This is a genomic window from Allomuricauda sp. R78024, assembly GCF_044596045.1.
Taxonomy (GTDB): Bacteria; Bacteroidota; Bacteroidia; order Flavobacteriales; family Flavobacteriaceae; genus Flagellimonas.
In genome coordinates this window covers 3011483-3037385 of record NZ_CP138995.1, presented here as the reverse complement: position 1 = coordinate 3037385, position 25903 = coordinate 3011483, and the positions used below count along the sequence as shown (strand labels likewise).

Annotated in this window: 21 protein-coding genes; 14 read left to right on the top strand and 7 right to left on the bottom strand. The window is 36.9% G+C overall.

The window, feature by feature from the left end; genetic code table 11:
• The first annotated feature begins 85 nt into the window (after positions 1 to 85).
• Positions 86 to 907, top strand: coding sequence for a helix-turn-helix domain-containing protein (locus tag SJY44_RS13650; RefSeq protein WP_396590156.1), 822 nt, complete (start codon positions 86 to 88; stop codon positions 905 to 907).
• Positions 908 to 1112: 205 nt separating this feature from the next.
• A complete protein-coding gene (locus SJY44_RS13645) occupies positions 1113 to 2615 on the top strand; it encodes a DUF5018 domain-containing protein (protein ID WP_396590155.1) in 1503 nt (500 codons plus the stop codon).
• Between the two features lie 104 nt (positions 2616 to 2719).
• On the opposite strand, the gene SJY44_RS13640 is transcribed toward SJY44_RS13645, so the two are convergent.
• The 6 genes from SJY44_RS13640 to SJY44_RS13615 all read right to left on the bottom strand — a co-directional run bounded on the left by SJY44_RS13640 (position 2720) and on the right by SJY44_RS13615 (position 7376).
• Positions 2720 to 3652, bottom strand: a complete 933-nt coding sequence (locus SJY44_RS13640; protein ID WP_396590154.1) for a hypothetical protein — start codon at positions 3650 to 3652, stop codon at positions 2720 to 2722.
• Between the two features lie 103 nt (positions 3653 to 3755).
• Entirely contained in the window at positions 3756 to 4925 is a 1170-nt protein-coding gene (locus SJY44_RS13635) for a C45 family autoproteolytic acyltransferase/hydolase (RefSeq protein ID WP_396590153.1), read from the bottom strand.
• Positions 4926 to 4953: 28 nt separating this feature from the next.
• Complete coding sequence (locus SJY44_RS13630; RefSeq protein ID WP_396590152.1) at positions 4954 to 5424, bottom strand: DUF4199 domain-containing protein; 471 nt, start codon at positions 5422 to 5424, stop codon at positions 4954 to 4956.
• 17 nt (positions 5425 to 5441) lie between these two features.
• A complete protein-coding gene (locus tag SJY44_RS13625) occupies positions 5442 to 5918 on the bottom strand; it encodes a YybH family protein (RefSeq protein WP_396590151.1) in 477 nt (158 codons plus the stop codon).
• Positions 5915 to 6811 (bottom strand): CPBP family intramembrane glutamic endopeptidase, encoded by an 897-nt coding sequence (locus tag SJY44_RS13620; protein ID WP_396590150.1) that lies wholly within the window; start codon positions 6809 to 6811, stop codon positions 5915 to 5917. The genes SJY44_RS13625 and SJY44_RS13620 overlap by 4 nt, the downstream gene beginning before the upstream one ends.
• Before the next feature lie 40 nt (positions 6812 to 6851).
• Positions 6852 to 7376 carry a hypothetical protein gene (locus tag SJY44_RS13615; protein WP_396590149.1) on the bottom strand — a complete coding sequence of 175 codons (525 nt, stop codon included), beginning with the start codon at positions 7374 to 7376 and terminating at the stop codon, positions 6852 to 6854.
• 137 nt (positions 7377 to 7513) lie between these two features.
• Between SJY44_RS13615 and SJY44_RS13610 the strand changes: the two genes are divergently transcribed.
• A complete protein-coding gene (locus tag SJY44_RS13610; RefSeq protein ID WP_396590148.1) occupies positions 7514 to 8527 on the top strand; it encodes a helix-turn-helix domain-containing protein in 1014 nt (337 codons plus the stop codon).
• A gap of 12 nt (positions 8528 to 8539) precedes the next feature.
• Here the strand turns inward: SJY44_RS13610 and SJY44_RS13605 are convergent, their stop codons facing one another.
• Positions 8540 to 10750, bottom strand: coding sequence for a DUF5916 domain-containing protein (locus SJY44_RS13605; RefSeq protein WP_396590147.1), 2211 nt, complete (start codon positions 10748 to 10750; stop codon positions 8540 to 8542).
• A gap of 328 nt (positions 10751 to 11078) precedes the next feature.
• Between SJY44_RS13605 and SJY44_RS13600 the strand changes: the two genes are divergently transcribed.
• The 11 genes from SJY44_RS13600 to SJY44_RS13550 all read left to right on the top strand — a co-directional run bounded on the left by SJY44_RS13600 (position 11079) and on the right by SJY44_RS13550 (position 25901).
• Positions 11079 to 12560 (top strand): xylulokinase, encoded by a 1482-nt coding sequence (locus tag SJY44_RS13600; protein WP_396590146.1) that lies wholly within the window; start codon positions 11079 to 11081, stop codon positions 12558 to 12560.
• An 8-nt stretch (positions 12561 to 12568) separates the two neighbouring features.
• Complete coding sequence (xylA, locus tag SJY44_RS13595) at positions 12569 to 13894, top strand: xylose isomerase (protein ID WP_298927348.1); 1326 nt, start codon at positions 12569 to 12571, stop codon at positions 13892 to 13894.
• A 9-nt stretch (positions 13895 to 13903) separates the two neighbouring features.
• On the top strand, positions 13904 to 15520 hold the full coding sequence (locus SJY44_RS13590; RefSeq protein WP_396590145.1) for a sodium:solute symporter: 1617 nt from the start codon (positions 13904 to 13906) through the stop codon (positions 15518 to 15520).
• Positions 15521 to 15528: 8 nt separating this feature from the next.
• Complete coding sequence (locus tag SJY44_RS13585; RefSeq protein ID WP_396590144.1) at positions 15529 to 16659, top strand: glycoside hydrolase family 26 protein; 1131 nt, start codon at positions 15529 to 15531, stop codon at positions 16657 to 16659.
• Between the two features lie 2 nt (positions 16660 to 16661).
• Complete coding sequence (locus SJY44_RS13580) at positions 16662 to 17699, top strand: LacI family DNA-binding transcriptional regulator (RefSeq protein ID WP_396590143.1); 1038 nt, start codon at positions 16662 to 16664, stop codon at positions 17697 to 17699.
• A 111-nt stretch (positions 17700 to 17810) separates the two neighbouring features.
• On the top strand, positions 17811 to 18332 hold the full coding sequence (locus SJY44_RS13575; protein ID WP_147744789.1) for a 5'(3')-deoxyribonucleotidase: 522 nt from the start codon (positions 17811 to 17813) through the stop codon (positions 18330 to 18332).
• 8 nt (positions 18333 to 18340) lie between these two features.
• Positions 18341 to 19066 carry a prolyl oligopeptidase family serine peptidase gene (locus tag SJY44_RS13570; protein WP_396590142.1) on the top strand — a complete coding sequence of 242 codons (726 nt, stop codon included), beginning with the start codon at positions 18341 to 18343 and terminating at the stop codon, positions 19064 to 19066.
• The gene (locus SJY44_RS13565; RefSeq protein ID WP_396590141.1) at positions 19066 to 19785 is read left to right on the top strand and encodes a M15 family metallopeptidase; all 720 of its coding nucleotides are present in this window, start codon (positions 19066 to 19068) and stop codon (positions 19783 to 19785) included. The genes SJY44_RS13570 and SJY44_RS13565 overlap by 1 nt, the downstream gene beginning before the upstream one ends.
• Before the next feature lie 265 nt (positions 19786 to 20050).
• A complete protein-coding gene (locus SJY44_RS13560; RefSeq protein WP_396590140.1) occupies positions 20051 to 20557 on the top strand; it encodes a Crp/Fnr family transcriptional regulator in 507 nt (168 codons plus the stop codon).
• A gap of 260 nt (positions 20558 to 20817) precedes the next feature.
• A complete protein-coding gene (locus SJY44_RS13555; RefSeq protein ID WP_396590139.1) occupies positions 20818 to 21363 on the top strand; it encodes a DUF4347 domain-containing protein in 546 nt (181 codons plus the stop codon).
• Positions 21364 to 21371: 8 nt separating this feature from the next.
• A complete protein-coding gene (locus SJY44_RS13550) occupies positions 21372 to 25901 on the top strand; it encodes a gliding motility-associated C-terminal domain-containing protein (protein WP_396590138.1) in 4530 nt (1509 codons plus the stop codon).
• Positions 25902 to 25903 lie beyond the last annotated feature (2 nt).

The window sequence follows — 25903 nt, the reverse complement described above, 5'->3', positions numbered from 1 at the left end:
TAAGTTTAAAGATAAATATTACAACCACTTTGAAAAGAAAGAATTTGAGTTGCCCCCTCATTATTCACAACAAGAAAGTTTTTTAATGAGATACAAAGCTCGTTTTGAACACTACGAGTTTTTGGAAAACTGTTTGACGGTCATTTTTTTTAAGGAAGGCAATGGAGAGTTTCAGCATAAAAATACAAGGCTTAAGGCAAAGGACAATTCCTTTCTTGTATTGAACCCGAACGAAGGTTGGGAATATTTAAATGAAAACAATGACTATATAGATGTTTTGAGTTTTGGAATACCAAACAGTCTAAGCAGTCAGTGTATTCATTTTTTGAAGGATCATAATCAGCAATTATTGGATGACCCTTCACATTTTGGTCAGGAGTCATTTTCTTTTTTAGAAAAACCTTTAAACTCGGATTACTATTCATCAGGGAAACTACTTAAAAATATTTATGATCAAAGTAATACATACAGGTATGAATTTTTATGCCCTGAAGAACTTACTATAGAAGTACTACAATCCATATGTAAAGAACAGTTATTGGGAAACAAGATTACCAATAAGATTGATGCAAAGAAGCTCTCCACAAAAGAAGAGACACTAAAAAGGTTACTTATTGCTTATGAATTTATTCATGACAATGTTCAGAATCAAATATCTATGGACCAATTATCCCATGTTTCCTCTTTATCCAAATTTCATTTGTACGATTCTTTCAAAAAGGCTTTTGGAAAAACGCCCCATCAATACATCAATAGACTAAAACTGTCCAAAGCGAAGGAATATGTTGAGAATGGTGATTTTTCGGTAAGTGAAGTATCAGATTTGTTTGGTTTTGGCGACCAAAGTGTTTTTAGTAAAGTCTTTAAAAAAGCATATGGGCATCCCCCCTCGTATTTTCGTATTTAGCAAAAGTAGTAGTGCAAGTCTTTAATTGGTCTACGAGTACTTATCAGGTGACTCAATTTTTGGGGCTTACAAAGCATGGTTTTCTCCGTTGTTTCCAACAAACTTTAATACTAAAAAAATTGATTTTTTGACAAATGCTTTTGGGTAAGAACTAATTATTTTTGATGTTAGTTTAGTTTGAAGTGAACGTTTAAAACCCCAAATCATGAAAAATAAAATAATTTTCACAGTCACCTTATTTCTGACCTTAATCTCTTGCACCAATGATGATGATGCAACTGTAAGTGATGAAAAAGAAATTATAGCATTCTCTTTTTTAGTGGAAGATAATGCTGCCTTATCTGAAGATATTAAAGGTACCATAGATAAAGAAAAAAAGACCATTACTCTGGCTTTCTCAGAAGTAATAGATGTTACTAGCCTAAAATCGACTATTGAAATCTCTGAAAAGGCAACAGTAAGCCCTAATAGTCAAGTTGAAAAAGATTTTTCAAACCCTGTTATTTACACGGTAACTGCCGAGGATGAATCCACTTCCAATTATACGGTTACGGTAACAGTTCCAAATTCGGATGAAAAGGAAATTACATCCTTTGTTTTTTTAGCAGAAGAAAATGGTGTGCTATCAGCAGATGTAACAGGTACAATTGATGAAACCAATAAGACCATTATAACTGAGCTTCCTTACAATACAGCTTTGACCGCATTGGCACCTACACTTACCATATCATCTGGTGCTGAGGTAAATCCAAAAGATAAGGTTGTTGTTGATTTCACAAATGATAAAGTCTATACAGTAACTGCTGTAGATGGAACTACAGAAGAGTATACAATTTCTGTTACAAATGCAGCAATTACGGATAGGGATGTTCTTATTGCTTGGTACAATGCAAATCCTGATAACACCTTAAGTTGGGATTTTTCAGAAAGTATAGAAACTTGGGAAGGTGTTACGGTAGAAAATGGAAGGGTAACGGCTATAGCTTTAGGAGGTGAAAAAATGGCAATAATCACACCCCTGATTCAACATCTTACAGAAATGACTACCCTGCAATTGTATAGTAATGGTATACAGTCAATTCCTGAGGAAATAGGAAATTTGAATAAATTGAGGGCACTACGAATGATAGATAACGAACTTACTGCATTGCCAGTGGGAATAGGCAATCTATCCGCCATGGAGTATTTGGTATTCCACAATAACGATTTGACTCAAATTCCACCTACAATTGGGAATCTTACTGAATTAATAGAATTAGATTTAACATTCAACGACCTGAATGCAATACCAGAGGAAATTGGCACACTTACCAAGCTTAAAAGTCTTTCTGTTTATGGTAGCCGTAATTTGGCATCTATTCCAATTGAAATAGGTAATCTTACGGAACTTTTAAATCTAAGCTTGGGATATTGCAACCTTTCCAGTATTCCAGATGAGATTGGGAATTTAACCAAGCTGGTTGATTTGCGCATAGATGAAAATCAATTGACAGCTATCCCAAAAGAAATAGGTAACCTTAGTAGTCTTTTATCATTAAAACTTCAAAAAAACTTACTTACCGAACTACCCTCTGAATTGGGTATGCTCAGCGGTTTAGTTGAATTAAATATAGAAGAAAACCAAATAACGGTTATTCCACAAGAAATTTGTGATTTAGACGATGCCAGTCTTATTTTAATTAAGGACCCTGGGGCCTCTTGCCCTTAGGAAGTGGTTTTTTCAGCATTGGGGTGTCAATTTGCACTCCAATGTTGATTAATCTTTTCGTTGAGTAAATGTGTAAAATCCTTCAGCTTTAAGAGGAGACTTTACTAATCTCTATAGTCCTCTTTGTTGAATTTTACAATATAGTGGTTAAAGAAACTATTGGCTCCCGGACTATTCCTGCTACTGGTAAAGATTAAATATTTTTCATCTTTGGTCACATAAGGGCTTCCGTCATATCCGTTTGAATTTATTTTTGACCCCAATGATTTTGGATCGCTCCAGACGTTATCACCTTTATGGAAGGTAATATACAAATCAGAAAAGCCCATGTTTCCTTCACGATCAAAGGCTGCAAAAATTAAAAACTCTTTATTGGGAGAAGCAAAAGCATCTCCTTCAAATCTGTTCTTGGAGTTTATGTTGTCAGGAAGGGCAATAGGTTTAGCGTATTTCCCATTGTTATAGGATGCAAAATAAATGTTGGAACTTCTACTACCGTCCTGGGGCAGCATGGAAAAGAATAGTGTTCCATCCTTGGTGCGCCAAGGATAGCCTACCCCGCCAGGATTTGGAAACACAATTTTCGGTTTGCTCCAATCATTATTATGTTTGTGGGATTGCCACAGTTGAAAGTTTGTGGTGATACTATCTTGGTTAACCTGATAAGGTAGGTTGGACATAAAAATTAGATGGTCACCTTTAGGATTGACATAGGGATCTGAATAATTATAAATGGAGTCAAATGGGATAGGTTCCGGTTCTGAAAAGTGTTCTCCATCATATTTTTGAAAGACCAATTGTTCTCGATTAAGCAGCCGTTTACAATAGAAAATTAAGTTATTTTTTTGGGCAAAAGCATTGTTCCATTGCAAACTGCTCGTGGATATTTCACCAGGAAACAGCTTTACTGGAGATTTGGCTCCAGCATATTTTGAAAGAGGATCCTTGTCAGTAGCTTGTTGTCCAAAAGAACAACCAACTGTCAAGACAAGAATTAGGAAAAACGTATTGAGGAATTTTGTTTTTTGATGCTGCATAGTTATAAATTACTAATCACAAATAGATTTTCTGATTAAATATGAAGAAATATCACTTCGGTACATTGTACACAAATAGGATAGTGTTTTAAACATAAAAAAGTCATTTTTTAAGACTAAAATCAACCCTAATGAATTCATCTTCGTCCGGAGGGCCGGCAACAATCTGGAGATAAGGTTTTTCGGAAATGGTCATTACAACGGATGCAAATGTAAAACCCATTCCATCATTTTGGTTGGCCTTGCAAACAGACCCTTCTTTGCTGTCTTTAGATTTAAGCGTGTTCATGAGCACTTGGTCCGTGAGCTTCTGTTGTGATGCAATTCTTTCTTTTACACTATAGAACCTTTGGTGGCTATCGGTATTTAGTTTGTAGGCATCAGTGCTTTTAGGATTGTATTTTTCAAACCATGGTTTTACATCATCATTAACTATCGGATGATTGGTATGGTAAACCGCTCCATTAGTGTTCTTTGGATTAAACCGAACTACCTTGTTTGCAGATGCCTCAAAATCATAAACCTCTCCCTGAATACCAATAATATAGTTTTGACCGGAAGCGTGATTGACATTTTTTACAAAATCGAGTAGTTTTTTCTTGTTTGTTGAATTGATGATGCGCCGAATGATAAAAGCCACAGGCAAACCATTTGATGAGGCATTTAATGGTATTAGGGTATTTACACATACGCCGATACCTTCTTCATTTAAACCGTTTAAAGCAATTAAGCCAGGATGAGTTAAAATTAATTGTTCGGGCCTATCTATGGTGCGCTCCAAACGCATTAATACCTGAAAACCGTCTGTGTAATTCTCAAGATCCATGTTCTGCGAGAGATATCCTGGATTTCCATTCATTGCAGGGACTCCAATTCCGCTGCAGTGATGGTTATGTACATTGTTTACGTATACCCAAAATTCGTCAAGAAGGTTGAGTACAAAAATATCGTTGAATTTTTGGCCTGACCCTTCGGCAATACCTTTAACTTCCTCATATAAATCAGGAGTCCATTTTTTAATGCTTTCAGTAAAATTGGCATATTCCAAGAATTCTTTTAAAATGCTATCTGCCTCTTTACCAAGCTGCCGGGTAGTATTTGTTTTCCATTTTGAGATAATAGCGGCAATGCCATCTTTTAATTGTTTACCGTGCTGTAGCCCCAAATCATAGCCAGAACCGGAAAAAGTGACCATTTTTAAAGCCCTTTTGGGCTCTTGCCCAAAACAAAGCACTGAAACAAATAGAATAGTTAGAAAGAATAATTTTTTCATGTGTGAAAATATATTGTTGGAAACAGTTTTATAAGGATTTTGTGTTTACAAAAAGTGGTGCAACTGCTGAAATAACCGCACCAATGATTATTCCGCTTACCGTCCCAAACTTTAGATAAAAAGACGGGGTGACCATGCTTCTTATTTTTTGAATGGTTTCATAGTAATCCACACCACTTGGGTCAAGACTATTAATTTGATTCTCTACAGCGGTTCTAATCATTAGGTCATCAATATGGATTAAATAAAAATACATGAAAAGGGAGCCTAATAATGCACCGATTATACTTACAAATAGCCCAAACAAGAATTTGTTTTTATAGGTGGATATAGACGACTTATTGTTATGCAGACCCAAATAGATTATAATAGGGTAGGGAAGGTAACTCAACCAACCTACTAGATTTTCACCCGAAATTCCAAAAAAATTAAAGATTGTAAAGTAAAGGATACAAACCAAGCTAAGTATAAGTCCATATGTAATTGCTTTTTTCATCATATCAATTTTCTTTAATATTAATCCCAAACGTATTTCCAGGTGTTATCGGCTTGCTTTTTCCAAATGGTTAAATAAATGCCCCTATATTCTTGTAGCTCACCTTCCGTATTAGGGATTTTCCATACGTATTTGCCATAAGTATAGGCCATATCATTGCTGGAGGACAATTCTATTTTGTCAGGATTCCAATCTACGGCAGCTTTTTGATACATGGGGGTATTATAGAAATCATAGATTTCTTCCTGCCCTTCTATTAATCTACCATTTCTATTTAATGCTGCATTCTCAGCGGCAAAAAATTTGAAAGCCGTGGCAATTCCTTTTTCTTGAGTCATTTGCTGAAATGCCTTTTCTACCTTGAACACTTCCTGTTGAATGTCATTAAAATCTGTTAGAGCAGTTTTTGGAGTATCATCATTTTGGCCATATACCTCGGCGATTGGAAATAGTGTAATAGTAAATAGGAACAATAAATTAAAGCCTCGGTTTTTCATGAATGTTTTTTTGAAAGTCTCTTTTTTAAGATACGAATGTTGCTTGTTAATACTAAAAGGAAGAATACTGTTGTAATGATACTACCTTCAAGTCCAAATATTCCTCCTGAAATCAAGTCTGAGGATTTTACAGTTGTTTTTATCAACCATGCCTGAGACTCTTTACCACTATTAGGCAAACCGAATATTATATTTTGACCAAAATTCCACATGCAATGAAAAGCAATAGCGTAGCCCAGATTTCTCGTATAAGCAAAATTGGAGGTGGTAATGGCACCAAACAAGATTAGGTTAAAGACTCCCAAAAAAGTTGCATTTTCGTTTGCGCCATGGATTAAGCCAAATGGCAAAGCAGAAATACATATGGAAAAAAAGTATCTGTATGGGTATAATCGATTGCTGGGTTTAAATGAGTAAAAAGTTAGAATAAAAAGAAAGGAGGTTGCCAAAAGCTCTTCAAACAAACTTCCTGTGAAATAGCGCAAAAATTGACTTAGAAACACAAGCCAAGGCTTATGGGTTGGGAAAGCAGTACCTGGAGAAAAATCGAGTACAATATTACTTCCTTGTATGATCAAGACCAATATGATTATACCAAAACTTATGATAATGCCAAGGATGAAATTCTTCCAAATTTTGAGCCCAAGATGTAATCCATACTTAGCCAATGAACTTTTATCTAAGTATTTGGAGTAGATGTACAAGGCCAAGACAACCGCAAAAGCCGAAACAACATTTACCATAAAAGACAGATGGAAAGCACTATCCTTAAAAAATGGAACACCAATCTTGAGCGCCGTAAAGCCTATAATCTGAAAAAGAAGAACAAAGGATACTAGCTTTGCTAGTACCCTAAGTTCTCCCCGCTGATTAAATAGTATTTTTTTTAGCATCGGCCGCTACGGAATAAATTAAAAAGCATTTAGAGAAAAATCAGCTTTTGAGCAAAAACTCCACTGGAATTGGATTTTCATCGCTTTCTTGTGCCCAAAAAATATTTACGACCCGCCATCTGTTTCCATCATTGAGCAATTGAATACTGTTGATGCCTCTCATAAAGGGTTCGCTGTCTGTTTTGGTTTTAAAGCACTGATAGGTACTGAATACTTGAGCAATATTACCGAACACTTGAACCTCTCTATGGATTTCTTCCTCAAAAAAGCCATTTTCGATCAACCACTTTCCAGAATTTTCTACATACTCCTGAGGTGTCACGAAAATGGCACCAACCATACCTTTTGGATTTTTGCCCGTTGCCACCAATTTGGCTTTAGGGTGATATATATATCGCATTAAATCCCAATCGCGCTCTTCACCTTTTTCACCTGAAATAACACTATACAAGGTTTTTATGGTACTGTCTATTGTAGCGGTTTTTCCTTCGTATTTATCTGTGCTTTCCTGTGAAAAAATAATACTGTAAATAAAAAGGCATATAATAATGGGAAGTCTAGTCATCGTTTTCAATTAGGGTTAACTACTTTTTAACATTTATTTATATAACTACTATAGCTGATTATCAACTAACTTTCCAAAAATAGGTTCGACAGGACTCTGTTTTATGTTGATTTCGAAAATCCAGAGATGTTTTTATTATGAATACAATGATCATGTTGTCTTTTTTCTCCGGAATATCAATTCCAGGCGGTTTTTTGGTAGCAGCCTATTTTTTCTATATCAGGAAGGAGCATCGCCTAAAAGTCAACCTTCTTTCTGCACTTTTTGTAGCATTATCTTTACGTTGCTCCAAATCCTTTTTATGTTTTTCTCTAGGAATGCCCAATTTTGGCATGGCTTTGGGTTTTTTGGGTTTGGCTAGCATAGGGCCATTACTTTGGATTTATGTGAATTATGCAAACAACGTTGGAGTTAGCCGGATAAAAACAAAAGATTACTTTCATTTTATAGTCACCATTATTGGTTTTTTTGCCATTACTGTTTTTGGAAGAGAGTTTGCAGCTGAATTGTATTTGTATACTACATATCTTTTATTGTTTTATGTGGCAATGGCCTGGAGAAGGTTTTTACAATTCCAGAAGAAGAGCAACAAGGATCTTAGAACTTGGAACCAAATGTTATTAACTTCAATAACCGTTTTTTGTGGAATATTCCTAGCACAATATCATACCGATTATATTGTCAATTATACCATTGGAGCTGCATTTGCATCAGCTACGTTCTATATACTGTTATATTTCGCCCTAAAAACACCAGTGCTTTTTCCCAAAAAACAAAAAAACAGGAAGAGTGATCCCCAGGTTATAAAGAAAGTTCAAAGAGCTATCGATGTAGAAAAAATATATAGACAACCCTCATTAACATTAGATCAATTTGCCAAAGAGTTGGGGCATCCATCTTATTTGGTATCTAGGACGATTAAGACTGAATTTGAAAAGTCGTTCTCTGAGTTGATCAATCATTTAAGAATTCAGGAAGCGATTCAGGAACTGTCCCAAAACAGTCAAGAATACCAAAAAATTGAAGGTTTGGCCTATGCTGTCGGATTCAATACTCCATCCACTTTTTATGCAGCATTTAAAAAGGTCACAGGAATGAATCCTACCGAATATCAACATCAGATGATAGAAAACGAGAAAGGTATAGATTAAAACAGGAATCCTTTATACGCCTAGCCGATAAGTAGCTTTCAAAATAATGGATCTGTTGTTAAGATCAAACCCTTCTGTAGTATTGTTTTGATTGTAGATTAGGAATATGTCAGACAAAGGAGAATACCTCCATTGCAATCTTGAAAAAACACTAAAGTTCTCCCTCAGTGAATTATACTGGACAGTATTGCTAAGGAAAAGTTTATTGGTAAAACTAAGGGAACCATTAAATTTGACCAGATGAATTTCTAAATCCCCAAAATTATTGGGTAAATCTATATTATTGTAATCATAGGATAGGCTGAAATTTCCCCAATAACCAAAACGAAAGTTTGCTGAAGAATACAGACTTGCAATATTTCCGTTATAAAAGGAACCTATGGTACCGCCCATAGAATACGTCAATCGTTTTCTTATATCTGAATTATAGCTTAAAGAACCATTCCAAAAATTATAATTCTGAACTGGTAGGTTATCAAACTCATCGCCTAAAAAGTTGGTAGGGAACTGGAGATCGATTTCCCTATTGTTTCCAGTAAAAGTTAATGCACTGGTATTTCTAAAAAATACGTCATAGGCCAGATTGTTTTGCCTTTCAAATAAGCTTTTATCAGAGTAGTATAGATAATGCCATGTTCTAGCACCGTGTCGGATAATTACAGAATTCTCTTTTTCTGGAATAAAGGTGTACTTGACCCATGGGTTAACAAAGGTGTATCCCTGTCTTACCAAGTCACCCGTAGCAGCATTGAAATTAAAGATTCTTGGAGCAAACCCTAAATCTGCTCTATAATGGTCATTGATGGTGTTGAAGACCCATCCTGTTCCAAATTTTCGAGTGTTATAGCTTCCTTCTGTTCCAAAAAAGTGTCCATCGGAAAAATCTTTGGCAATACTTGAATGGTAGGTTATCGTATTGTTGAAGTTTCCTTTCTCTGAAACATAGGAGAACTCTCCGCCAAAATTCTGGCTATAATCATCTATTGTGGTATCTCCTGTAGTATTTCTGTTTATAAACAATCCTTTAAAGAGAGATCGTTTCAACACTTTATAATTAAAGGCTGCAATGGTATTGTTTTCAGCTGGTCTTTCTTTAGCTTGTTTACTTTGCACATTCATGACCCCAATTCTTAAATTGTTGCCGAGGTTACCCGTAACTTTTGCGCCAAAAAGAATGGGAATGCTCATACTATTGGCCAAACCTATTCGACGCGAAAAGAAAGGTCTGAAGTTTTCATTTCCAAAATTGGTAAAGATGTCATTGTTCTCCAGAAAGAAGTCTCTTCGCTCTGGCAGTGAAATATCAAATCGAGTAATGTTCACTACTTCTTGATCCACATCTGCATTGGAAAAATCTGGATTAACAGTGATATCACCATAAAGAGACTTTGTAATCGGAACCTTGATGTCTACACCAACATCAATTTTTTCTTCAGTAGTAAAATCATCACCTATTCTGTTTTTAAACGATGAGGTAGTGGAGTAGGGTTTAATGAACATGGTATTGGTTTTTACGTTTGGGATATCTGTCCACTCTAAAGTACCCATATAGTTGACATCAATGGCGTTAAAGTTTATTGGGAAAGGTGTCCAGGTGTAGTAAAAATTCTCAATTTTATCGGTCCTAATAAAATTGATTCCCCATTCCATATTGTTCTTGTTATAGCGTAAACTACTAAAGGGTATGGCAAATTCCGCGTACCAATAATCATCATATTCTTTAACAGCAGAATACCATCGTTCATTCCAGGTTTCAGAATAGAAAGTTTGAGAAACTTCAATACTAAGGTTTCCATCAATTTCAGCACCTCCGGCATTTACACCGAACATTACACCATTTTGCTTTCTATTTATGGGGTCAATAACGATTGTAAATGAATCGCTGTTCCAATGAGCATTATCAGAATCTCGTTGCAGGGATTGTATTATCCGTTTTCCCTCATCATACATCTTTGCACTTATAAATAGCATCTGATCATTATGAGTGAGTTTTATTTCGGTCTTATTTTTTGCGAATCCTTTATCACTTGGGTTGTGATTGTACAATTGATCAATCAGGTTGTGGGATTCCCATTCTCCTTCACTTTCAATACCATCAATTTTAATGGATTGGGAAGTGCTAGAAATTATATATTTAAAACCTTCTCGCGTGGGAATGTCTTCTTGAGAAATAGTTAGTTGACAGATAATTAATGTGAATAGAATTACAAATACATTTTTCAAAACAATTCAGGTTTAAGATTGATGATTAACTGATGACCGCAATTTTGATTTAAAGGAGCAGTAAGGTCTATTGATTTCGGAAATCTAGATATGATAACAATGAAGTAGTGATATCATGTCTGTAATTAGCGTAATTCACGAAAACCTTTTCGAAAAGGTTTCGTTTTCTAAAATTGTTTATAACTGTATGATTATAAAATAGTTATGATATTTTGAATATACTTAACGAGTTACTGCTTAGCCTCCTTCCTGATTAAATTACGACCTCAATTCCCTTTTTAGAATAAGCATTCTTTAAATTTGAGTAAGTCCAATAATTTCGGAATCCATGTATTATTTAGGAATAGATTTAGGCAGCTCATCAGTTAAGGTAGCTTTGGTGGAACGCAGTAGCGGAAAGAACATAGGAGTTGTTCAAGAGCCTGAAGAAGAAATGTCCATGTATGCTCTTCAAAAAGGATGGGCCGAACAAAAACCAGAAGATTGGTGGGACTTTGTCTGTAAGGGAATCAAAAAAATTAAAAAAACGCATAATGTTTCAAAAAAGGATATTGTTGGAATAGGCATTGCTTATCAAATGCATGGTTTGGTTATTGTTGATGAAAACGGGGAGCCTTTGCGTAAATCCATAATTTGGTGTGATAGTCGGGCAGTTGAAATTGGCAATAAGGCCTATCAAGAAATAGGAGAGCTTGCATGTGATGAACATTTGTTGAATTCCCCATCCAATTTTACTGCATCAAAATTGGGTTGGGTAAAAGAACATGAACTGGAAATTTTTAAACAGGTATCCAAATTCATGTTACCTGGCGATTACCTTGCCTATCGCTTTTCTAATGCCATAAACACGACTATCTCAGGATTATCAGAAGGTATTTTTTGGGATTTTAAAAAGGATGCTATTTCAGAAGATATATTAAATCACTTTCAAATACCACAGAGTTTAGTTCCAGAGGTTGTTGATACTTTTGGCAATCAAGGAAGAGTTTCGGCAAAAGGTGCTGAAGAAAGCGGATTGTTAGAAGGGACCCCGATTTTGTATAGAGCAGGAGACCAACCCAACAATGCCCTTTCATTAAATGTGTTCCATCCAGGTGAAGTGGCAGCAACAGGAGGCACATCTGGAGTAGTATATGCCATAACCAATAACCTTTCAGTCAAAGAGAGTTCTCGCGTGAACAACTTTGCGCATGTCAACTATCAAAAAAACATTGCAAAGAATATTGGTAAACTACTTTGTATCAACGGCGCAGGAATTCAGTATAGATGGTTATTAAATAACTTGGCAGTGACTTCTTATGAAGAAATGAATATGTTGGCTTCTGAAATTGAAATTGGATCTGATGGTGTTTGCCTTATTCCATTTGGTAACGGAGCCGAACGAATGCTCTTAAACCAAGACATTGGAACCAGAATCGTCAACCTTAATCTAAATAGACATTCAAAAGCACATATATGTAGGGCGGCATTGGAGGGCATAGCCTTCTCATTTGTCTATGGTATTGAGCTTATGAAATCTGATGGTATTGAAGCTAAAGTAATCAGGGCTGGAAATGATAATCTGTTCCGTTCTGAAATATTTGCAAATACCATTGCTACCCTAATTCAACAAGAAATTGAAATATATAATACCACTGGCGCGGTTGGAGCGGCTAGAGCATGTACAATAGCATCAAATGGATATGATACTTTTTCATCTTTAATGAAAAACGACCATGTAATGACCTATATGCCTTTTAAGGATAGAGAACAATACCAGAAGGCATATAATGACTGGAAAAAAGAACTCGGATTAATAATAAACAAATAGTATTTAGAATGGCACTTTTAGGAGATAAGGAATTTTTCAAAGGGATAGGAGAAATAAAATATGAGGGCAAGAACTCTGATAACCCCATGGCATTTAAATTTTATAATCCAGACCAAGTTGTAGCTGGTAAAACCATGCGTGAGCATTTCAAATTTGCGGTAGCGTATTGGCACACCTTATGCGGTACTGGCGGAGATCCTTTTGGTCCTGGAACTAAGGTTTTTCCTTGGTCAACAGCTTCTGACCCTATAAAAGCTGCAGAAGATAAGGCTGATGCCGCTTTTGAGTTTATTACGAAAATGGGTTTTGATTATTATTGTTTCCATGATCATGACCTCGTAGATGAAGGAGCTACACTTGCAGAATCTGAAAAGAGGGTTCAAAAAACCGTGGAATACCTCAAACAAAAACAGGAAGTCTCAGGAGTTAAATTACTCTGGGGAACTGCTAATTGCTTTTCTAATCCTAGATATATGAACGGCGCGGCTTCCAATCCAAATTTTGATGTGGTGGCAAGAGCAGGTGCACAAATTAAAATTGCCTTGGATGCCACAATTGCCCTTGGAGGAGAAAATTATGTTTTCTGGGGAGGGCGGGAAGGCTATATGTCTCTCTTGAACACCGACATGAAATTGGAGCAAGACAATATCGGACGTTTCTTGAACATGGCAAAAGATTATGCCAGAAGCCAAGGGTTTAAGGGAGTGTTTTTTGTGGAACCAAAACCTATGGAACCTACAAAACATCAATATGATTTTGATGCTGCGACTTCAATCAATTCGCTTAGAGCGTATGGGCTCGAAAATGATTTCAAACTAAACATCGAGGTAAATCATGCCACCCTTGCACAACATACTTTCCAGCATGAACTTCAGGTAGCAGCTAATGCAGGTATGCTCGGAAGTATTGATGCTAATAGAGGGGATTATCAAAATGGCTGGGACACGGATCAATTCCCGAATAATGTTATGGAAACTGCTGAAGCCATGCTTGTTTTTCTGAAATCTGGAGGGCTGCAAGGAGGTGGTGTAAATTTTGATGCTAAGACAAGACGAAATTCAACAGATTTAGAAGACATTTTTCATGCACATATTGGCGGCGCAGATACATTTGCAAGAGCACTTTTAATTGCGAATGCCGTATTGGAAAATTCACCTTATCAGTCTTTGTTAGATAATAGATATTCCTCGTTTACAAAGGGAAAAGGTTCAGAATTTGCTCAGGGAAAATTATCACTAACGGATTTGTATGAGTATGCAGGTAAAAATGGTGAACCAAAACAAATCAGTGGAAAACAAGAATTGTTTGAGAATATTTTAAACCAATATTCATAAACCTTAAACATGGAATCAATACTAGAAACAGCTGATTGGTGGGTTTTGGGTGCATATCTTGCAGCCCTTATTGGGGTAGCTGTTTGGGTGGTACTTCAAAAGAACAAGAATACAGAAGACTATTTTTTAGCCGGCAGAAATGTTGGCTGGTTTGTCATCGGTGCTTCCATTTTTGCTTCTAATATTGGTTCTGAACATGTTGTAGGGCTTGCAGGTACAGGTGCGGAATCTGGCATGCCAATGGCACATTACGAGCTGCATGCTTGGATTGTATTGCTTTTGGGTTGGTTGTTCCTTCCTTTCTATTTTAGAAGTAAGGCCTTTACTATGCCCGAATTTTTAGAGAAACGTTTTGATAGCCGATCTAGATGGTTTCTTTCGGTATTCTCATTGGTGGGTTATGTCATCACCAAGGTTTCCGTAACCATTTATGCAGGTGGAATCGTGGTCTCGGAATTGTTAGGAATTCCTTTTTGGTATGGAGCAATAGGTATTGTGATTTTTACAGGAGCGTATACTGTTATTGGAGGAATGAAAGCAGTTATTTATACCGAAACATTACAAACAATAATTCTGATTGCTGGCTCTTTGATTATAACCTACCTAGGGTTAGAGAAAGTAGGGGGTTGGGAAGAACTCCGACTTGTTGCCGGTAGTGAACATTTTAATATGTGGCGCCCAATATCGGATCCAGATTTTCCATGGACAGGGATGCTCATAGGAGGAACAATTGTGGGGGTTTGGTATTGGTGTACTGATCAATATATAGTTCAAAGAACCTTAGCGGCGAATAATATTAAAATCGGTAGGCGTGGTGCCATTTTTGGTGCCTATTTGAAACTACTGCCCATTTTCATCTTTTTAATACCAGGTATCATAGCTTTTGCCCTCGCCAAGCAAGGAGTACTTACCTATGAGAAAAGTGATGAAGTATTCCCGGTATTGGTAAAAACACTTTTACCTGTTGGCTTAAAAGGATTGGTTGCTGGAGGGTTAATGGCTGCCTTAATGAGTTCATTAGCATCGGTTTTTAACTCTTGTTCTACAATTTTCACTATAGATATCTATAAAAAATTAAAACCGTTAACCGAGGAGAAAAAGCTTTTGAATGTTGGTAAAATTGCAACCTCTATTGTGGTGGTTCTTGGTATTATTTGGATTCCAATCATGGAAAAAATAGGGGGCGGGGTATTGTACCAATATTTACAGAGTGTTCAATCGTATATAGCTCCTCCCATAACAGCAGTTTTCTTGTTGGGAGTGATATGGAAGAGGGTAAATTCAAAAGCTGCGATTGTAACCCTGTTCTCAGGATTATTGATGGCTGCACTAAGGATTTTAGCAGAAATATACCAAACTGATTTATCAGGTGCCCTTTTAACTTTTGCAACCCTCAATTTTGCGCATATGGCCATCTTTATGTTTATCCTTTCGGTTGTTATCTGTATCAGTGTTAGTCTTGCTACCAATCCACCGGATTACTCGCTTATTAAAGGGCTTTCTTTTGGCACGTTAAGCGCCCAAGACAAACAATTGAACAAAGAAAGTATATCAACTATTGACATTATACTTTCAGTATTTTTGATTGTGATAGTCGTTTTGGTTTTATCATACTTCACTGGATAAAACGAATTATGAAAAATACACTTATATCCATTTTGGTTCTTTTTCTGATGGTCACCTGCAAGCCCATCAAACAGCAAGAAATTTCTGTGACTCCTGCGGAAATTGGAAAACGTAAGTTGGCCAAATTTGAACCAAAAGAAGGAGTTCTGCTATTTGTTGGTCAAGAACTGGAGGCTGTTGGGGGGCTAGAGAAATATAATGATGGATATTTGGACCATTTTGATAAACCTGCAGGTTGGACTACTTACACAAATATAAACCCAGGAGAATATTCTTTTTACCGAAGACAACGTGGATTGGATGGACTTTGGGAAACGCATGATTGGGGGGATAATGACTATAATGCCATGTTACAGCATACTGACCCTGATTATTCCAATATGGCTTTAGCCATTGGTCTGCAATTTGTGAACCATGAAAAAAGGGTAGCGGACGGCACCCATGATAAGTATATTGATAAACTTGGAGATTTTTTAATTTCTTTAGGGAATAGACCAGTATTCTTGCGTATCGCTTACGAATTTGACGGCCCTTGGAACCATTATGATAGAAAGTCCATCATTGCGGCTTACAAGCATATTGTTGACAAATTAAGAGCAAGAGGAGTTAACAATACTGCATATGTATGGCAATCCGCCGGGACCATGGCGCCAGACCAGAAACATTTGGAAAAATGGTACCCTGGTGATGATTATGTAGATTGGTTGGGATTCTCTTTTTTCAATGGATGGAAAAAGCAAAAAATGATTGAATTTGCAAGATTTAAAGGGAAGCCAGTATTTATAGCCGAAGCTACACCAACATCTTCTGATTTAGTCTGGGACCCAAAAGAAAACCAAGGAATCACTAAAGAAATGCAATTGTCAAACCCTAGCCAGGCTCAAATGGCATGGGATGAGTGGTTTTTACCTTTTTTCAATACTATTAATACTAATCTTGACGTGGTAAAGGCTGTGCATTATATTAACTGCCATTGGGATTCCCACCCTATGTGGCTCCAAAACCCAACTTTTAAAAAAATTGATGCTCGCCTGCAATTAAGTGACACTATAAGTAGAAGGTGGAGAGAGCGAACCTCAAGAGCACCTTTTATTCTGTCTTCAGAAGAGTTATACGATAAATTGTATAACAATAAATAATTATGAAAAAGATAGCTTTAAAAGATATTGCAGCCAATTTTGGAGTATCCATTTCTACGGTTTCAAAAGCTGTCAATGACAGTCATGAAATCAGTAAGGAGCTAAAGGAAAAAATTCAGAAATATGCCAAAGAACACCATTACAGACCAAATCATGTTGCCCTTAGTTTGCTAAAAAAAAGCACAAAGACCATTGGGGTAATAGTGCCCAATATTCTTAATTATTTTTTCACACAAGTTTTTTACGGAATTGAAAAGACGGCAAATTCTAGAGGCTACAGCATTATAAGTTGTATTTCGGATGAATCTTACTTGAAAGAACTAAAGACAGTAGAGTTGTTGAGTACAGGAACAGTAGAAGGCCTTATTCTATCTTTATCTGAAGAAACACAGGCCAAAGGAAATGTCGAACACCTTCAAAATTTGATTGAGAATCAAATTCCTCTAGTGATGTTTGATAGAGTTTCAGAAGAGGTAGATTGCGATAAGGTCGTTGTTGATGATTTTGAAGCAGGTTATAAGACAACTAAGCATTTGTTAAAAACGGGATGTAAAAGAATTGTAATAGTTTCTGCTATATATAATTCTAGTGTTGGAAAATTGAGAGTTGATGGTTACAAGAAAGCACTCAAGGAAAATGGTGTAGAATATGATGAAAGACTTATTGTTGAGGTAAGAAAAAATGACGATTTACAATTATTGATATCCTTACTGTTGGATAATAAAGAAATTGATGCAATAATAGCCTTGGATGAAATTACCGCGGTGAATACCCTTAATATTTTAAAATCTAAAGGCATTGAAGTACCTAAAGAAATATCTATTGTTGGATTTACCAATGGACGTCTCTCAAAGTATGTTTCACCAGCCTTGACTATGGTAAGTCAACATGGTCAGTATATAGGTGAACAAGCGGCAAATATACTTATTGATCGTATTGAGAAAGAAGGAGATATGCCCTACACCACAAAACTTGTAAAAACCAGTTTAATAGAACGAGATTCAACAAAAAAGATTCTGGGAAATTCATCGTCTTATTAAAAGACAGGCCCTCATTTCGTTATGATTAAAGATTAACTTACAATTATCTTTTCCTTTTACAGTTTGTAAATACATTCATTTTTCATTCCTTCGGAACTTAAAATTTTTTAAATGACCTTATTTGTAGATATGGACGAAGTGCTTGCTGATACGTATGGAGCACATATAGAATTGTATAACAAAGAGTTCAACGCAGCACTTAGAATAGAAGAATGCCTCGGTAAAGAGGCATGGCAATGTGTACCAGAAGCACATCAGAAAAGTATTAAAAATCATGCATGGCAAATAGGTTTTTTTCAAGACCTTAAAGTCATTCCAGACAGTCAAGAAGTAATGGCGGAACTAAGCAAAAAACATGAAGTTTATATCGCCTCAGCTGCCACTCAATTTCCAAACTCGCTCAGGGAAAAGTCTGATTGGCTGGATGAGTTCTTTCCCTTTATCCCTTGGCAAAAAAGAATACTATGCGGAGATAAGCATATTTTAAAAGGAGACGTACTCATTGATGACCGCAGTTATAATTTGGATAGTTTTAAAGGCAAGACCATCATATTTACATCCCCACACAATGTTAACACCCAAGGATTTGACCGCGCAAATTCTTGGAGAGAAATAGCAGACAAACTTTTGTAACTTAGGACATGAAAAAGCCCTATTTTTTGCTAAAAGCCCTTTTCTGTTGTACTTTATTTCTCTTTGAATCTTGTTCAGCACAGTCCCAACTTATTGAGGATGAGCTGCAAACCGTGACAACTGAAAACCTAAAGTATTATTTATACTATCCCGAAGGTTATGAATCAGATAAAGAAGAAGGATTTGGGCTATTGCTTTTCTTACATGGCGGAGGCGAGTCGGGCGCTGAGCTCGAAGAAATAAAAAAGAACGGTCCTCCAAAACTTTTGGTCGAAGGGAAACAGTTCCCCTTTTTAGTACTAGCGCCCCAAAATCCTTACAGGAGAAAGTGGTGGAATACTGAGGCAATTATGAAACTGCTAGATTCTATTGTAGAAACCAACAACGTTGATAAAAAACGAATTTACCTAAGCGGCTTAAGTAGGGGAGGAAGTGCGTCTTGGGAATTGGCCACACAATACCCTAAAAAGTTCGCAGCACTGGCCGTGGTATGCGGAATGGCTCCTTTGCCTTATGCCCATTGGATAAATAAGAAAATGCCTATATGGGTATTTCACGGAGACAGAGATGAGGTGATTTCTGTAGAGGAATCGGATAAAATGGTAGCCAAGCTCAAAGAAATGAATTATGATGTGAGGTACACTAGGTATAAAGATGTAGGGCATAATTCATGGAGTAAGGCCTACACTACAGAAGAGTTGTATGAATGGTTGGCTGAACAAAAAAGAGATTAATGAGAAAGCTGTTTTTATGTTTTTTAATTGTTGGTATTCTTAGTTGCAAGCGAAATGGCAATATCTCAGTCAGTGTTATTTTACCAAGCTCAGAACGTGATACCGTAAACGTAGTAGATTCACTAGCAAATCAAATTCAAGAAAAGGTATTGAAATCTTTTGAAGGTATAGCAGATACCACTTTTGTAAGATTGGCGGATTTTAACGAGGGTTTTGCCTATGATATGCGTTATGCAACTGAAAATAACTTCCTAAAAGCAAAAGTATACGATTGTGCAGAGTGCTATACTAGAGTTAAGACAGCTAAAGCATTGATTGAAGCGAATAGGGATTTTATAAAAAATGGAGTAAAAATAAAATTCTTTGATTGCTACCGACCAAATTCGGTTCAATATAAGATGTGGGAGATTGTCCCAAATCCGCAATATGTCGCAAACCCTGTAAAAGGTTCTATCCATAATAAAGGAGGGGCAGTGGATATTACTTTAGTTGATTTGGATGGTAACGAATTGAATATGGGAACTGATTTCGATTTTTTTGGAAAAAGAGCATACCATGACAATGTAGATTTGCCTGAGGAGATATTGGCCAATCGAAGACTTCTGAAAGAAACAATGGAAGCCCATGGATTTTGGTCCATTAGGACAGAATGGTGGCATTACAATCTCTCGGCTGGCTCCAATGATAAAGTGGCCAATTTTAAATGGGAATGTAATTGATTTTTACTTATTATTGAAATTTTCCCAAAGCAAAAAATATGCCTATATAGCTTACCGTCAACATAACAAATTCTTCAAAAGCATAAGTAAAACCTTCAAACCCAAAAAAGCTCAAAATCACTTCAATTTATTATTTTTGGCAAATCGTTCAATACCTCCAAAAACAAACTTTTTAATGATTCCAAGCCAGAATATAGAGAAGAACTTGTACATAATTCTCTATCTTAATTCCATTTACCCACTTAGTCCAAGTTTAAAATCCTTTTTGAGTAAGAACGTTAAGAGTTGTTTTTTTAATAAAAATGAAATAATAAGTAAGGCGGGTGAGGTTTGCAACCGTCTTTATATAATTAAAAAGGGTTTGGTAAGAGGGTACTTTGTAAGTGATTCAACCGAGATTACCACATGGATGGATTCAGAGAATGAGGTTTTCACTTCCATAACCGGTTTTTTCAGAAATGAAAAGAGTAAAGAGTACATACAAAGTCTAGAGGACACCCATTGTGATTACTTGGATTATGAAGATTATAAGTTTTGCCTCAACAATTTTCCAGAGATTCGTCAAATAAACAGATTGCTCCTTGAAGAATATTACATTCTAGCAGAAAACAGAGTCTATTTAGCTAGGATACCAAATGCCAAGAGACGACTGAATTACTTTATAGAGAACAACAAACCACAACTTGTTGACAGAATTCCAAGAAAACATTTGGCTTCTTTTTTGGCGATGAGACCAGAAACCCTTTCAAGGATTATGAAAGAAAGTGTATGATTTAAACCGCCTTTCTTTTATAAATATTACCAAACATCTTTGATTTTTAACACCCATAGTTTCCCAGAATGCCCTTCAAATTAAAAAATCAAAGGGAGGTAATTCCTATCCATGCATGGCTTTTGGCCCTATACCTGCTATTATTTCTTAAAAAAATGATGTAAAATTGATATTTGTCAATTTCCTTGACGATTTCATAAAATAACACCAAAGCTCTTCCGTTTTCCTGATAATATGTAAGAAAATATTTACAAAATATCATGAGAAAAACCTCCTTGACCAAGAACAAAACCCTAAAGAACTACCTGTTCTTTTGTATTGCTTTAACAACAATTACCTTACATGCTCAAAGTGCTGATGTGGTAATTGTGGACAAAAACTTTCCCAATGTTCAGGGATTGCTAGCTTCACTTCCAGTCGATGTGCAGTATATTGAAACGACCTCAAATACCACTATTCAAGAAATTCTGGTAAGCGCACTTAACTTAAACCAACAAGCTAGAAATATCCATCTTTTTTGCAATACGGATAGCAAATCAATTACAGTGGGCAATCAAAATTATAGCTCAACTGTAATTACTGAAAATTTAAACGGCAATGCGTTTATAAACTATCAGAATGTAAACCTATTGGTTTATTCATGCAATTTGGCTAAAGATTCAAAAGGCATAGAGCTTTTAGAAATGATTGCCTCCAAAACTAATTTCAATGTTGCTTCCTGTTTTAGTTGTGAAACAGTTGATGAGGAATTTACTTTTGATTTCTCCACTTCTTCTGCAACTATCACAACTTCTTTATTTAAATAATACCAACTATGAATAGCAAAAATTACCAATTACTAAGATTCTTAGTAGTGTTTTTGGGTGTGTCATATCAGCCTTTGACAGCCCAAACAGTAAACATGGAAGTTCAACAGGGACCGAATATTGATGTGGTCTTAACAGTAGGAATAACAAGTCAAAGCATTGATACCTTTGAGGAAGATCTTGGAGCAGCTTTGGAAAGCAAAGGAATTCCAGCAGAAAAACTTTATGTACAAGGATTTGAACGTACCACGATATCTTCTAATGCGGAGGATGCTGGAGCCATTTTCAATAATTGGACACGATGGGGGTATAATCCTGAAACATGGGAGTTTGTAGATGCTGATAAAGTTATAAGAAGAATAAACAATGATTTATTAGCTGGTTTTTATGATCCAGTTTTTGATTCTTCAAACTATACCCTAGAAGTAGATATTACCACCTCTGGAGGTGATAATGATGATATGGGAATTACCTTCGGAATGGAAAGTGGTTCAGTTGGATCCTACTTGTTTAATCTTTCGGGAGCTGTACGCACCTTGACTACTTCAGAATTTATACCATCTCATGGTTTTGCATCAGGACTTTATGAAATCACAAGAGATGATGGTACAGCAAACCCACAGCATTATCTAAGAGGTCTTCAAGGTGCAGAAAGCACCATATTTAACCCCTCTTCCAATACCACATGGTATCATGTTAAATTGGAGGTCAATGGCAAAAATGCTAAAATTTGGATAGATGATGTTCAAGTTATCGATTATACAGCTACTGAGGATATTGGAGGAAGTTATGGTTTCTTTTCTAACAGCCAACCCTTTGCTACTTTTAAAAATATTGAGGTAACAAGTTTAACTCTTAAAAAATTCAAAGATGTTCTAAGAGAGCCACAATGGCGGAATAGTGCCATGCGTTTTAATGTAAATTTAGATGATCAGGAAGTAGAAGATTTCAATAACGATGATGACCTAGCTGAAATTTTAATGCGGACTATCAATGAAGATATCCATTACATTGGATGGGGGCTTGATGATAACAGAACACAATTTGAACGCTTTGTACAACAAAACAATGATAAAGGAACCTTTATAAACAGGGACTTGGGAAGTTGGCCTACATGGATGGATGACATGGCCCAATACATTTATGATCAATATGTGTTTGAAACCGTTTCCAATGGAGACTATTTTATCGCAGGCACTTCAGTTGAAATTGCTGTTGACCCTACTGAAATGAAAACCAATACGGCCAATGCAAGTTTCCCCAGTGGACGATGGAAGATAACACATGATGAAACATTCTTTCCCAATAATGAAGGAAGAGTCTCTTGGAATGACCTATATTTAGAAGATGTCCCAGAGTATTATGAAAAACCTGGAAGGTATTCTTTTACTTTTGAAGATTTACCGACCTCACCTACAACCTTATTTTTTCATCGAAAACCAGTAGCGAGTTTTACCTATAGTTCAGCTACGGGAGTTTTTAATGACACATCTTATGATTTAGATGGCGGAGCCAATAATGGTATTGCACAAACAGAATGGAAATGGAAGTCTGTGGATGCCGCTTCATCCAACAATTGGACCAATGGGATTTTTGATAAGAACTCGGTGGCCGATGGGGAATACCTTGTTATGCTTACCGTGCAAGATTATCAAGGTGTATGGAGTAGTCCAACAAGTGTTTACATATTGGTAGATAGTAGCAGTTCGGCAACAAGTGAGGACTTACCGGTTGCGCAGTTCAATATACAACCAGATGAGTTGTTTACCTATACTGGGAACATGACCATAACTATTGAGAACAATTCCATAGACCCATACGGTAGAACTTTGTCAACGGAAGAATGGATTGTGACTCAAAGGGTTTATGATTCTGAAGGAAATCCAACTGATACGGAAATCCACAACTCTACCTTGGAAATGACGGATTTTTCAACATATAACAATCTATCGGCTGAATATATAATTAGCCTAAGAGTACAAACCAATACAGGTGTTTGGTCAGAACCTTTTTATAGGACACTGACCGTAACTCATGATACTACAAACCCAACCTTGAGCTCGACCCCTGAGAATGGATCTATGAATACTGGAGACCCAATTCTGCTCACTTTCCAAGATGAAAATCTAGGTAGTGGTTTTGATGTGCAACGATATGTGTTGATCCAGAATGCAACACCACCTGCTTCAGATGCATCCAGCTGGTCATCATGGAGTAATAGTCAATCTAAAATAGTCTCTTTTTCAAGTGGTGGAACAGGATGGTACATACATGCGGAAGCCAGGGATAATGCAAGCAATACTGGGACTGCTTCTTTTGGACCATTTAACATTGCGTTGGTAGTGGGAGCGGATGATGATTTGGCCATTTTGGATGAAGATTCGGTCTCGGCCCCCATAGATGTTCTATATAATGATGTCTATGATACCAATAACACTCCTACAGTGACTATCACTGCACAAGGGACCAAAGGAAACGCAGTTGTAAATGGAAGTAATCAGGTTGTTTATACGCCCAATGAAAATGAGAATGGGAGTGATACTGTAACCTATGAGTTGGATGACGCCGGTACCAAGGTTACTGCAAACATTACATTATCCATTATTCCAGATGATGATTTACCAACGGCAGTTGCAGAAACGTATAATATCAATGAAAATGACACCTTAGATGACGATGTTTCTTCTAATGATATTGAGGTAGATGGAGATCCTAGGATTTATTACTTGGTGGATAACCCATCCCATGCTTCATCATTTACATTGAACCAAGATGGTACCTTTAATTATGTCCATAACGGGGATGAGGTAACTTCAGATAGTTTTACGTATCGTTTTGAAGATGCCAATACACTTACGGAAACTGTTACAGCTACTATAAATGTGACTTTAGTCAACGATTTACCGGAAGGAGCTAATCTTAGCATAGAAATTATAGAGGATGTAGCATTCAGTTTTGAAGCCTCATATTTTGCTTTTTATGATGATGATATTGGAGATTCTTTTAATGGAATACAAGTAATCAATGTGCCAAGTAATGGTCAATTGACTTACAATGGTAATCCGGTACAAGATGATGATATGATAGATGACGTCACCCAGTTGGTATTTACAACAGGGACTGGAGAATTTGGAACTGACTATGCAACGATAAACTACAAAGTAAAGGATCTGTCAGATGCAGTGAGTACTACAAATTACGATTTTGTTTTAACTGCTTTGGAAGATTTGGATGGAGATGGTGACCCAGATGTATATGATGACGATGACGATGGAGATGGCACTTTGGATACCGATGACGATTTTCCAAGAGATGCCACAGAAGACACCGATGCCGATGGCGATGGTACGGGAGATAATGCAGATATGGACGATGACAATGATGGCACCCCGGATACCGATGATGATTTCCCATTGGATGCCACGGAGGATACCGATACCGATGGCGATGGCACGGGTGACAATGCTGATACTGACGATGACAATGACGGCACTTCGGATACCGACGATGATTTCCCATTGGATGCCACGGAGGATACCGATACCGATGGTGATGGTACGGGTGACAATGCTGATACTGACGATGACAATGATGGCACCCTAGATATGGATGATGATTTCCCATTAGATGCCACGGAAGACACCGATACCGATAGCGATGGCACTGGTGACAATACCGATTCTGATATTGATGGAGATGGAACTCCAAATATGGAAGATGCTTTTCCTTTTGATTCCAATGAAGATATGGATACCGATGGCGATGGTACAGGTGACAATGCGGACCTTGATGCTGATGGTGATGGTACCCCGGATACAGTAGATGCATTTCCACTAGATCCTACAGAGGACACCGATACCGATGGTGATGGTACAGGAGACAATACCGATTCTGATATTGATGGCGATGGAACTCCAAATATGGAAGATGCTTTTCCTTTTGATTCCAATGAAGATATGGATACCGATGGAGATGGCACAGGTGACAATGCGGACCTTGATGCAGATGGTGATGGTACCCCAGATACGGTAGATGCATTTCCACTAGACCCTACAGAGGACATCGATACCGATGGCGATGGTACTGGGGACAATACAGATCTTGATGCTGATGGCGATGGAACTCCAAATATGGAAGATGCTTTTCCATTGGACCCAAGCGAAGATGCCGATGCTGACGGAGATGGAACAGGAGATAATGCAGATGACGATGATGATAATGATGGATTGGTCGACGATAATGATGATTTTCCAACCGATAGTGAACCATTAATAGTACCCGCTCAGGCGTTTACACCAAATGGAGATGGAATGAACGATGGATGGGTAGTTCCGGGAATAACTAATTACCCTAACAATGTGGTACGGGTATATAACAGATGGGGCCACGAGGTATTTGCTACAAAGGGTTATCAAAACAATTGGGAGGGTTTCTATAAAAACAATAATGAGAAACTGCCACCTGGATCATATATGTATGTTATTGATTTGGGTGATGGATCAAAACCGATACAAGGTTGGATTTATATTAATTATTAGTC

Coding starts and splice junctions, on each gene's coding strand:
- SJY44_RS13550 (WP_396590138.1), top strand. CDS start 21,372: ATGAATAGCAAAAATTACCAATTACTAAGATTCTTAGTAGTGTTTTTG.
- SJY44_RS13580 (WP_396590143.1), top strand. CDS start 16,662: ATGAAAAAGATAGCTTTAAAAGATATTGCAGCCAATTTTGGAGTATCC.
- SJY44_RS13635 (WP_396590153.1), bottom strand. CDS start 4,925: ATGAAAAAATTATTCTTTCTAACTATTCTATTTGTTTCAGTGCTTTGT.
- SJY44_RS13630 (WP_396590152.1), bottom strand. CDS start 5,424: ATGATGAAAAAAGCAATTACATATGGACTTATACTTAGCTTGGTTTGT.
- SJY44_RS13570 (WP_396590142.1), top strand. CDS start 18,341: ATGAAAAAGCCCTATTTTTTGCTAAAAGCCCTTTTCTGTTGTACTTTA.
- SJY44_RS13650 (WP_396590156.1), top strand. CDS start 86: ATGAGATACAAAGCTCGTTTTGAACACTACGAGTTTTTGGAAAACTGT.
- SJY44_RS13625 (WP_396590151.1), bottom strand. CDS start 5,918: ATGAAAAACCGAGGCTTTAATTTATTGTTCCTATTTACTATTACACTA.
- SJY44_RS13590 (WP_396590145.1), top strand. CDS start 13,904: ATGGAATCAATACTAGAAACAGCTGATTGGTGGGTTTTGGGTGCATAT.
- SJY44_RS13645 (WP_396590155.1), top strand. CDS start 1,113: ATGAAAAATAAAATAATTTTCACAGTCACCTTATTTCTGACCTTAATC.
- SJY44_RS13575 (WP_147744789.1), top strand. CDS start 17,811: ATGACCTTATTTGTAGATATGGACGAAGTGCTTGCTGATACGTATGGA.
- SJY44_RS13620 (WP_396590150.1), bottom strand. CDS start 6,811: ATGCTAAAAAAAATACTATTTAATCAGCGGGGAGAACTTAGGGTACTA.
- SJY44_RS13585 (WP_396590144.1), top strand. CDS start 15,529: ATGAAAAATACACTTATATCCATTTTGGTTCTTTTTCTGATGGTCACC.
- SJY44_RS13555 (WP_396590139.1), top strand. CDS start 20,818: ATGAGAAAAACCTCCTTGACCAAGAACAAAACCCTAAAGAACTACCTG.
- SJY44_RS13640 (WP_396590154.1), bottom strand. CDS start 3,652: ATGCAGCATCAAAAAACAAAATTCCTCAATACGTTTTTCCTAATTCTT.
- SJY44_RS13565 (WP_396590141.1), top strand. CDS start 19,066: ATGAGAAAGCTGTTTTTATGTTTTTTAATTGTTGGTATTCTTAGTTGC.
- xylA (WP_298927348.1), top strand. CDS start 12,569: ATGGCACTTTTAGGAGATAAGGAATTTTTCAAAGGGATAGGAGAAATA.
- SJY44_RS13615 (WP_396590149.1), bottom strand. CDS start 7,376: ATGACTAGACTTCCCATTATTATATGCCTTTTTATTTACAGTATTATT.
- SJY44_RS13600 (WP_396590146.1), top strand. CDS start 11,079: ATGTATTATTTAGGAATAGATTTAGGCAGCTCATCAGTTAAGGTAGCT.
- SJY44_RS13610 (WP_396590148.1), top strand. CDS start 7,514: ATGAATACAATGATCATGTTGTCTTTTTTCTCCGGAATATCAATTCCA.